We start from the raw sequence: 10,946 nt of genomic DNA, 5'->3' as shown, positions 1-10,946 counted from the left end.
ACTCAATAAGCGAGAGTTTAATATTAGAGCCAAGACGGGAAAGATCCTTCCCTAGAGTAGTGAAGAAAAAACCTAGCCGATACCCTAGAAAAAACAATGCCGCTCACCTTAAGTGAACGGCATTAGAAGCATCACTCCCCTCTTATTTATTACCTATATTGCTCTGTTTCGCTCTTGAATGAGTGCTTAAACAAGATCAGATGCACTCTCACCAGCGATACGACCATAAGTGAAGATATCGATCAGCGCGTTACCTCCGAGACGGTTACCCGCGTGGATGCCTCCCGTTACTTCGCCCGCTGCGTACAGACCTTGAATAACTTCGCCGTCTTTACCAATCACTCGCGCCTTAGTATCAATCTTCAAGCCGCCCATTGTATGGTGAACTGAAGGCTGACGTGGCGTCGCGTAGAACGGTGCTTTTTCCACTTTCAAACCGAACGCACTCTTATGAAATTCAGGATCCTGTCCCGCATCCACACAAGCGTTGTATTGTGCGATGGTGTTAGTTAGCTCTTGCGTCGGAACGCCAATTTTCTCTGCCAACTCTTCTAGCGTGTCAGCTTGAATAATGATGCCTTCTTTGATTTCGCGTTCGATGGTTTCATCTGATGTATTCGCTGCGGTTTGACGAATGTTCTCGTCCGCAATCATGTAGATCAGACCACCGTTATCGAAGAACGCCTCAGAAAGCACGTCACGGCTACCACACTCATCAACAAAGCGCTTACCTTGCTTGTTCACGAATACAAAGTTCTCTGGTGGCACAATCAGACCAGTTAACAGCGCACCTGATTTAGGGTCACCAACTGGCATTAATTGCACAAAGCCCATACCAACTAATTCTGCGCCCGCTTTCTCACCAATTTCGATGCCGTCACCAACCAATGCAGGTGAGTTTGTGGTCTTGATGTCGTCCGCGATTTCTTTCCAGTAGGTGTTGTACTTTTTGATCATCTGAGTGTTTGCACCGAAACCACCAGAAGCCAATACCACACCATGATTCACATGTAGGATAAGCTCGGTACCGTCCGCCTGAACCGCTTTGATGCCTACCACTTTACCGTTATCAACCATCAAATCCGTCGCTCGTGTATCTGTAATGATACGACCGTTTTGCTCTTGGATGCGTTTTGATAGTTTGTCGACAAACTCTACGCCTTTTGGACGTTTAGGTTTGTGTGCACGACGCCACAAGGCACCAACTGGGATCTCAACAACGCTACGGTCAAAATCAATGCCCTTTTCACTCAACCAATCAATGGATTCCATAGAGCGAGACGTTAGGGTTTCAACCAAATCGTATTGACCGTAAATCGATTCACCGTTCAAGTCGGTGCGTTTACCGCCAAGGTAGGTTTGAATGCGGTGTAATTCGACAGAATCAAACAAGTACTGCTTGCCGTTCTCAAGGTCTGTGAAGTAACCGTCCAGTTGCGCTTTAAGTACTTTGAAATCTTCAAGGTACTCACCCGCAAACTCGGATTCCGCTGTTTTCGCTAGCAGCATCAAGGTTTCTTTTTCGCCAGGAAGTGCTGGGAAATCACCTTGCCATTTTGGTTCTGCCGCATTCACCCAACCGCCAGTACGCACCGTGTTACCACCGATTGCAGGGAACTTCTCAAGCAAAATAACCGACTTACCTTTATCTAGTGCCGTCAACGTTGCACTCAAGCCGGCACCGCCGCCACCAACAACCACAATATCCACGGTTTCTTCGATGGTTTTCGATGACCATGCCACCGCTTCTTTGGCTTTGCAGCGCAGTGCTTCTGAGTTACCGCCAGCTAGATCAACCGCGTTCGATACACCATCCAGTACCGCTTGGCTGCTGACTGTTGCGCCTGAAATCACGTCGATGTTCAGTGTTTGTCCATCAAGAATTTGTTGAGGAATACGTTCAAACGCTGGGTTTGCGATGCCGTCCGATTCTTTGGAAGAGTCCACCACAATGTCGAGGATTTTATCTTCAGAGAACGTAACGGTAACCGGCAAGTCACCATTGTGACCGCGACCATACGCCGTGTATTCACCTGAGTTGAATTTGATTGGAACGTTCTGCAGCTCTTTAATGCGTTGGTGCTTCAATGCTTCTGCTGCGCTGTCCACAATCATGTAATCCATGATTTCCCAAAGTGGTGTTGGGATTTGCAGCGCTTCTTGTTGCGCGATGTCCGCGAACTCAGCACAGGTCTCATCGTTAAGCGCTTTGTTTGCCCAAGTAGGTTCAACCAAATAACCTTTACCGACACTAACCATGTCGTAACCTTGCTCTAGGGCATTTTCTGCATCTTTACGCTGAGCAATACCACCAACACCAATCACTGGTACTTTCGCAACACTTTCAGATTGAAGCTTACGGTATTTGTCGATTAGCGGCTCTTGGTCTTCTGGCGTAACGATTGAGTTACGTAACCAGCTACCCATTGAGAAATGGAAGTAATCCAAGCCGTGAGTCGCAAGCTTATCTAGCAGGAACATGGTGTCATCAAAGCGGATGCCCGGTTGTTCAATCTCTTCAGGAGAGAAGCGGTAACCGATGATGAAATCAGATTTGTTATGTTGCTCAGCCACTTGCTTAGTTTTTGCAAGTACAGCCAGTGGGAAAGAAGTACGTCTTTCAATGTTGCCACCCCATTTGTCGTTACGACGGTTTGAGTGCGGCGAGAAGAATTGCTGAATCAGGTATGTGTTTGCGCCGTGAATTTCTACGCCATCGAAGCCAGCAAGAATTGCACGGTTTACTGCATCACCAAAGCGCTCGATCATCTCTTCGATTTGCTCTTTGGTCATCTCAAGTGGTGTTTCAGCATTATCACGTAGCGCAGCGACAGGACTTGCAGAAATCGGTTGGTGTCCACCATTGAACTCAGGGTTTGCCATACGACCCGCATGGTAGATCTGCAGAATCGCTTTAGAGCCTTTTGCTTTAATCGCATCGGCAAGCTTTGTTAAACCTGCGATTTTGCTGTCGGTATCAATACCCAGCGCACCCGGGAAAGCACGACCGTAATTCTCGACAAACGCACTCTCGACAATGATCGCCCCTGCATCACCAGAACGTGCTGCGTAGTAATTGATCATCTCTTGCGTTACGCCGCCATCAAAGAATGCAGACTGAATCGTCATCGGTGCCATCACGATGCGATTATGCAGTTTGACCCCTGATTGAAATACAATTTCATCGACTAACTGAGCCATAAATAGTTTCCTTTAACAGATTAATTCTCATATCAAAGGCACCTCCAGTTCGACCAACGCACCACAAGTGTTTTTGATATGAAAACCAATGTCCTCATTCGATAACCACAAAAATATTATTGATTTGACCGTATGAGTAAAATGAATACTTTGCATTTTAGCTATGATTGATGCGCATTAATTAAAGGCTAAGTGGTTTGATTTGAATGGCAAAAACGGCAGGAGATGAAGTGCGACGCCTTAATGTTTAATTAGGCGTTAAGCCTTTTCTGATCGAGAATTTAATAGGTAATTTAAGCTTCGGGCTTGCGAAGAAATAGTTTGAAAATAGAAGTGCCTGGCATCAAATTCGATAGACAAAGAAAAGTACAGAGACTCATAAAAACACCGACTTCCAACAAAATAAAAATTGATTTTTGACGCTCTTTAACGCTCCAAATCCTTTGCCCACCGAAGTTTCATTGCGATTACTCTACTTTTCTTCCTCTTGTTATTCATAAGAAAAGCGTATCTAAAGCCGAAAAATCAATCAGGTGTACTATGCTTATTTGGCAATTCACTGATCAGCTTTACGGTTAATTCGCATTCTCTTACTCCAAAAGAAATGAACTCTATTTATTGTCCAGGAGGACTCGATGAACAGGATATTGAGACAGTTTCTTGTATTGATGAGCGCCGTCGCGCCTGTCAGTTTGCTAGCAGCAGATAAACCCAACATTTTGGTATTTTGGGGCGACGATGTGGGTGTTTACAACATTAGCGCTTACCACAACGGCATGATGGGGGGTCGTACACCAAACATCGATACCATCGCAAAGGAAGGTGCCATTTTCACTGATGCCTACGCGCAACAAAGCTGTACTGCGGGTCGTGCATCCTTCATTCTTGGTCAGCACCCATTCCGAACCGGTCTTCTTACCATTGGCATGCCAGGCGCAAAGGAAGGGATTCAAGCTAAAGATCCAACCATCGCCGAACTGCTGAAGAACCACGGTTATGTTGCAGGTCAGTTTGGTAAAAACCACTTGGGTGACCAAGACGAACACTTGCCGACTAACCACGGTTTTGACGAGTTCTTCGGTAACCTTTACCACTTGAATGCAGAAGAAGAGCCTGAATCAGAGTTCTACCCTAAAGATCCTGAATTCCGTAAAAAATTCGGCCCTCGTGGCGTTCTTAAATCGACGGCAGATGGCAAGATCGAAGATACAGGTCCACTGACTCGTAAACGCATGGAAAACGTAGACCGTGAGTTTATGGAAGCAAGCCTTGCCTTTATGGAAAAAGCCGTAAAAGAAGACAAACCTTTCTTCATCTGGCACAACTCAACTCGTATGCACGTTTGGACTCACCTAAGCGACGAATACAAAGGCAAATCCGGTTATGGCCTATATGCAGATGGCATGATGGATTTGGATGACCAAGTTGGCGTGATGCTGAAAAAGCTCGACGAACTTGGCGTCGCTGACAACACCATTGTAATTTTCAGTACCGACAACGGTGCAGAGAAATTCACTTGGCCAGATGGTGGTACAACACCATTTAAAGGCGAGAAAGGTACGACTTGGGAAGGTGGTTTCCGTGTTCCTATGATGGTTCGCTGGCCGGGTCAAATCAAACCGGGTACGGTGATCAACGATATCTTCTCTCAAGAAGACTGGATGCCAACACTGCTTGCTGCCGTTGGTGAGCCAGATATCAAAGAGAAACTGCTAAAAGGCCATAAGGCAAACAACAAGACCTTTAAAGCGCACCTTGATGGTTACAACCAGTTGGATCTACTTACTGGTAAAACCGAAACGGGCGCACGTAACGAGATCTTCTACTTCGATGCCGGCGGTCACTTAAACGCACTGCGTTACAAAGATTGGAAAATCCACTTTACGATTATGGAAGGTGCGATTAACGAAGCTTACCGTAAAACGCCTAGCTGGCCGTTGATTGTTAACCTGCGTATGGACCCATTTGAAGTAGGCCCAGACTCTGCACTTTACGTTCGCCACTTCTACGCAGATCAAATGTGGATGTTTGTGCCAGCCCAAGCGATCGTTCGCAAATTCCTCGAAACCTTTAAAGAGTTCCCAGCGACAAAAGGCAGCTCTTTGAGTATCGAACAAGTGGTTGATGCTATGACGCAACCGCAACGGAATTAGTCAAAACGAACTTAAGTACATTTACTCCACTTAAAAAGCATTAAGCCTACGGAGTACGGATATTATCGCTGGTATCTGTACTCCGTATTTTTATGTTTAAACCTCTACCCCTGCTTCATCTTCTTCTACGATATCCGTTTCTTGGTTCGCCTCTTCCAACCATTGCTTTAGAGATTCACTTGCTAGCACCTTCTGTTGGTAAGCTTTGGCACCTTCCGATAACTCGATACCGTAAGTTTGGAAACGCAATGCCACTGGTGCATACATGGCATCGACGATTGACCATTCTCCAAATAGCCAACCGTTGGGATACAGTTTGGCTTGCTCAGCCCAAATGGCATCAATACGCGCAATATCCTTACGCGCACCCTCCGTTAAATCGACTTTTCTGCGCGCGCGGATGTTCATTGGGAGTTCGTTTCTTAAATCCAAGAAACCCGAGTGCATTTCTGAGGCAATCGCGCGTGCTTTAGCTCGTTCTGCGGAGTTGCTTGGCCATGCTTTGCCTTGTAAGTATTGCTCGTTAACGTATTCCAAAATCGCTAATGAATCCCACACGGTTGCGTCACCATCCACCAAGGTAGGTACTTTCGCCGTTGGTGTAATACCTTCCAAGGTCTTATAAAAATCTTCCGTGAATAATTTGAGCTTGGTGACTTTCACATCCAGTTTGAATTGAGAAAAGATCAGCCATGCGCGAAGTGACCAGCTTGAGTAGTTTTGATTAGCAATAAACAGTTTCATGACGCCTCCATGCGGTTCGTGTTTTGAGTACCCATTCACAATATCTGATTGTATTTAAGGGGACTAACGGATAGTTTTGATGGAACACTTAAACAAAAACGATGGATGAGTTTTAGATATGGATATCGATGCGTTGCGCAGCTTTCTTGCTTTTGTAGAAACGGGAAGTTTCACTCGTGCTGCCAAGCAGATCAATCGCACCCAATCAGCGTTTAGTGCACAAATGCGTAAGCTGGAAGACGAACTCAGCGTCAGTTTGTTTGAAAAAGAAGGTCGCAATCTTGTCTTAAGTGAAGCGGGATTAGCATTGCGCTCTCACGCCGAGCAATTGGTCAGCTTGCACAATCAAGCGCTGAAACAAGTGAAACGTTATGAGAATAAGCGCCCTCTTCGCTTGGGTTGCCCCGAGGATTACAACGACAATATCTTGCCTAAAGTCATCCGCGTATTACAGCAATCTGAGCCCACATGTTCGATTCAAGTCTTTAGTGAGCCAAGCATCACCTTGAGAGAAAAACTTGATGAAGGAAAGCTAGACGCCGCTATTGTGACAAGAGCACCGGACAGTGAGGAAGGTTACTGGCTAGCAAGCGACAAAGGCGTGTGGATTGCTCATCCTGATTTTGACATCGAGCAAGCCCAACCTCTCCCTCTCGCCCTATTCCAAACCGACTGCAAATACCATGCGGCAGCAGTAGACGGATTAACCAAACGTGGTACTCCTTATCAACTACTGGCATGTTGCAATACGGCCTCCGCACAACGAGCGATTGTACGTTCAGGCATGGCTATCGGTGCGATGGGCAGTATTAGCGTTAGCGAGGATCTTAAGATCTTAGACGATATGCCATCGCTGCCTTCCGTGGATATTGTTTTGGTCACGGGCGTCGAGCCTCATCCGATACTGGATAAAGAATGCTTGGCGCAATTGGTTGAGTTAATGGCTTAACTGGATTCGCTAACCAATCACAAAGTTAAATTCGCCCGTTAAGCGCCCGTCGATTCGTATAGTCTCAAACTGTAGATAATCACGGGCTTTGCCACCCACCATTCATCACCAGTATTGCCTTTTAAGTATAATTGAGTGGTCAGAAGCTCTTGGTTACCCCTCCACAACTTAACGTGAATGTGCGGCGGACGAGAAGCATACGGCACAGGATACAAAGTCTGGAACAAGTAACGACCATCCGATTGAGTTTCTGCCGCGCCAAAGCCTGCAAAGTGAGCATCAAACTTATCATTATTTGGCTGGTTAGGATGATCGTAAATCCCCTGCCCATCACATTGCCAGATTTCTACTTTGAGGCCTGAAACTGGGTTTCCCGATATATCTACGACTTTGCCTTGCAGCACGATAGGCTCACCGACCAAGCCCTCCGATTGCAGAATCAAGTTTTGACGAAGAGGAATGTCCACTACTGGATAAAATGGCCCTTCTGTTTGTGCTGGCGTCGGCCGCATTGGTGTTTTCGCTTTTAAAGAGGGTGCGAACAACAATGTCCACAGCGCTAAAAAGTGTCTTCTTTCCATGGTTTCAGCCTTTTCCTTTTATTGTAGTAAGTGTGGCGAAACCTCTTCATTTTTCCAGCTTAAGATAACGTCTGATAGTAGACACAAAAATGCCCCTGCATTGCAGAGGCATGGATTAAATCGCTAGAGCTCAGTACATATAACGAAACGATTAGGCGCTAAATCGGCTGAGCGTATTCTTCTGGTTTTCTGCCATTTCTGCTAACTCTTCGGCTGCAACATTAGACTGGACAGATCCCGCTAAATTTAGGCTGACAATGTCATTCAGTTGCCCCAAACTTTGTGCAATTTCTTGGGTTACATCCGCTTGTTCAGATGAGGCGGTATTGACCAGCGCATTAAGTGTGGAAATGTTCTCCACCGCCTCTGAAATTTGACCAAAGGCAGAACGTACTTCTTCCGTTATTGTGCGATTGTGATCGATCAGTTCAACGTTTTGTTCCATCAGTTGGCTGACTTCAACTGACTGGCTTTGAAGGTATTCAACCGCCTCATAGATTTCTGACGTCGACTCTTGAGTACGTACCGCTAAGCTACGAACTTCATCAGCAACTACGGCGAACCCTCGGCCTTGATCTCCTGCTCTTGCGGCTTCAATCGCAGCATTGAGTGCCAGTAAATTTGTCTGGCCGGAGATATTATCAATCACTTCAATCACGTTGCTGATGCTCTGCGAGTATTCATTAAGCTTCTCAACTTTTACTGAAGCTTCTTGAATTGCGAGAGACATATCTTCACCCACTGATTGCGAACGATTTACGTGCTCTTGCCCTAGAGTAATGTTCGAAATCGCAAGGCGAGAGGCTTCTTCTGCCATTTGAGCATTACTATTCACTTCTTGCGAGGTGTTTGATAGCTCGGTAACCGCAACGCTGATCTGATCAAACTGTGCCTTTTCTTGTTCCATGTTCTTTTTAGAGTGCTGCATCACTGAAGAAAGCTTAGAGGCAGACGCGGCAACACGCTCGCCGTTGTCATTCAGTTCACGAACAACGCTACCCACAGACTCGCTCACTTGATTAATTGAACTAGCCAAACTGCCAATCTCATTCTTCCCTTTTACATTAGTTCGAACACGAAAATCGCCATCAGCCATAAGGTTCAACTTGGTATCCACTTCTTTGATTGGCAGAGAGAGGTAACCAGAGGCAATAAACACCAGACCAAGTGATAGCACAGCTGCGATTGCCATAAGAATCGCACCAATAATTTCATCGCGGTACACGTCCGATTCCACATCCGCAAACTCTTCATCAATGCTGAAGTTGACCTGCTCGATGAAGTCATTCAGCGAATCGATCAGCTCAAACGCTAAATCATCAGCTTGATTGAAATATTCGTCATAGGCTTCTTCAGACAAAGCGCCATTTTGAAAACGGTACGTGATCTGACCCAGTTTTGAAACGTGATTGTAGTAGCGCTCAAAGTTGTCGAGGCGGTCTTGCGTTTCTCGGCTTTTGTCCTCGCTGTATTTATCTTTGATGCTTCTTGCCCAGTCGTTCAAACCTCGATTGAATTGATCGTAAAACTCCTCTCGTTGCGCTGCTTTCGAGAACAACAAACGAATGTTGTACGCCGTGATCAGTTCATTCTTATAGACGGAGTTTATGGTAGAAAAAGATGAGTCTCTGGCTTCGACTAACCGCTCAGCGGCAACATCTAAACGATAGATACTTATCGAATAAATCAAGACGAAGAAAATAGACACCACGGCAGAGAGCGACACAAGTTGCGCTCGTATAGACAGATTATTAATTATTGTTTTCACAGGGTTTTCCCCAATTTAGTTCATTATGTTGTGTGTTGTCCTTTACAGAACACCGCAATCATATAAACGGGGAATGGAAGGAACTTAGCATCAAGAAATATGACACTTTTAATATGCTTCAATCATAAAAAATGCCCCTACTCGAGAGTCATTAAGTAGGGGCATTTATAAAATCAAATTGTTTCTAAATGTGTTTATGCGGCTTCGAACGCCAATGCTTTCTTCTCTACCTGACGGAAAATGAGAGTTAGCACACCATTTACCGTTAAATAGAATGCGCCTGCAATACCAAATACCGTCAACGTATCGTAAGTTTGTGCGTTAATGCGCTGCGCGTAACCCATCAGATCCATGATCGTAATCGTGCTTGCTAGCGACGTACCTTTGAAGACCAAAATCACTTCGTTCGAGTAAGCCGGAACAGCACGACGAATAGCGTATGGAAGCAGCACTTTCAGTGTTGCGGTTTTGTTCATGCCTAATGCACGACACGCTTGCCATTGACCGGAAGGAATCGCGTTAAACGCCCCTTTGAACAACTGAGTGCTGTACGCCGCGGTATTCAACGCTAACGCCAACATCGCACAGAACCAAGGTTGGCTTAACCATGTCCAGAATACACTTTCTCTTACAGCGTCAAACTGACCCGGACCGTAGTACACCAAGAAGATCTGTACCAACAAAGGTGTACCAGTGAACAAGGTGATGATGCCACGACTTACCCAATGCAAACCCGGAGTACGTAAGATCAGAGTCAGCGTCATCATCAAAGCTAAGAGACAGCCCACCACCAAAGAAGCGGCGGTCAATTGAAGGCTAGTGCCTAAGCCATCCAGCATTTGCCAAACGTGTTGTTCGTTCATGCAGTTGCCTCCTGTCCCATACTCATGTCTTGAATTGAGAATTTCTTATCAATCAGTTTTACGGCACGTTGTGTAATCAAAGTAATGCCTAAGTAAATCGCCGCTGCAGTTGCGTACCATGTAAACGCTTCATGCGTCGCTGCAGATGTTAGCTGCGCTTGTTTCAACAAATCCGTTACCCCGATCAGTGATACAAGTGCGGTATCTTTCAGCAGAACCAACCATTGGTTAGTTAATCCTGGTAGTGCGTGTCTTACTGCTTGTGGCAAAACAATGCGAACAAAAGCGTGTGCTTGACTGATGCCTAATGCACTTGCTGCTTCTCTTTGCCCTCTTCCAACGGCTTTCAATGCGCCACGTAGAGTTTGAGAAGCGTAGGAAGCGAAGATCAATGATAACGCCACCACGCCAGACAAGAACGGGCTAACTTCAATAAAGTCGCCGGTGATTAAAAACAGAACCTGCGTCGAACCAAAATAGATGAACAACACGACAAGGATTTCTGGCAAGCCACGCACAATCGTTACAAACGCCGTCATTGGCCATTTAACGAAAACGCGGCGAGACATTTCACCACTGGCGAATACCACTGCCAGAATCAAACCGACTAAAAGGCTTGTGAAGGCTAGCTGGACAGTCATCCAACTAGCTTGAACAAGCGACAAAGAGTAACCCGTTAGTGCCATA

At 45.9% G+C, this 10,946-nt stretch carries 7 protein-coding genes and 1 pseudogene; 2 read left to right on the top strand and 6 right to left on the bottom strand.

Features of this window, described 5'->3' with window-relative positions; translation table 11 throughout:
- Nucleotides 1-186 precede the first annotated feature (186 nt).
- Nucleotides 187-3,201: a flavocytochrome c gene (locus ATB78_RS09155; RefSeq protein ID WP_017190889.1), complete on the bottom strand. Its 3,015-nt coding sequence runs from the start codon at nucleotides 3,199-3,201 to the stop codon at nucleotides 187-189.
- Nucleotides 3,202-3,836: 635 nt separating this feature from the next.
- On the opposite strand from ATB78_RS09155, the gene ATB78_RS09150 reads away from it, so the two are divergent.
- Complete coding sequence (locus tag ATB78_RS09150) at nucleotides 3,837-5,354, top strand: arylsulfatase (RefSeq protein ID WP_039989407.1); 1,518 nt, start codon at nucleotides 3,837-3,839, stop codon at nucleotides 5,352-5,354.
- 96 nt (nucleotides 5,355-5,450) lie between these two features.
- Here ATB78_RS09150 and ATB78_RS09145 read toward each other — a convergent pair whose 3' ends face one another.
- On the bottom strand, nucleotides 5,451-6,098 hold the full coding sequence (locus ATB78_RS09145; RefSeq protein WP_061008462.1) for a glutathione S-transferase family protein: 648 nt from the start codon (nucleotides 6,096-6,098) through the stop codon (nucleotides 5,451-5,453).
- 118 nt (nucleotides 6,099-6,216) lie between these two features.
- Between ATB78_RS09145 and ATB78_RS09140 the strand changes: the two genes are divergently transcribed.
- Nucleotides 6,217-7,047: a LysR family transcriptional regulator gene (locus ATB78_RS09140; RefSeq protein WP_061008461.1), complete on the top strand. Its 831-nt coding sequence runs from the start codon at nucleotides 6,217-6,219 to the stop codon at nucleotides 7,045-7,047.
- 9 nt (nucleotides 7,048-7,056) lie between these two features.
- Here the strand turns inward: ATB78_RS09140 and ATB78_RS09135 are convergent.
- From ATB78_RS09135 to artQ, 4 genes and pseudogenes are all read right to left on the bottom strand, one after another.
- A pseudogene (locus ATB78_RS09135) lies at nucleotides 7,057-7,628 on the bottom strand (protocatechuate 3,4-dioxygenase).
- 151 nt (nucleotides 7,629-7,779) lie between these two features.
- Nucleotides 7,780-9,396, bottom strand: coding sequence for a methyl-accepting chemotaxis protein (locus ATB78_RS09130; RefSeq protein ID WP_155647780.1), 1,617 nt, complete (start codon nucleotides 9,394-9,396; stop codon nucleotides 7,780-7,782).
- A 194-nt stretch (nucleotides 9,397-9,590) separates the two neighbouring features.
- Complete coding sequence (gene artM, locus ATB78_RS09125) at nucleotides 9,591-10,259, bottom strand: arginine ABC transporter permease ArtM (RefSeq protein WP_005388569.1); 669 nt, start codon at nucleotides 10,257-10,259, stop codon at nucleotides 9,591-9,593.
- Entirely contained in the window at nucleotides 10,256-10,945 is a 690-nt protein-coding gene (gene artQ, locus ATB78_RS09120) for an arginine ABC transporter permease ArtQ (RefSeq protein WP_061008459.1), read from the bottom strand. Before artQ ends, artM begins: the two co-directional genes overlap by 4 nt.
- Nucleotide 10,946: the final 1 nt, after the last annotated feature.

Origin of the sequence: Vibrio sp. CUB2, assembly GCF_001557945.1 — a bacterium.
In the GTDB taxonomy this organism is placed as follows: Bacteria; Pseudomonadota; Gammaproteobacteria; order Enterobacterales; family Vibrionaceae; genus Vibrio; species Vibrio owensii.
The sequence above is the reverse complement of the archived record's forward strand: the minus strand, read 5'-3'. Positions and strand labels throughout refer to the sequence as shown.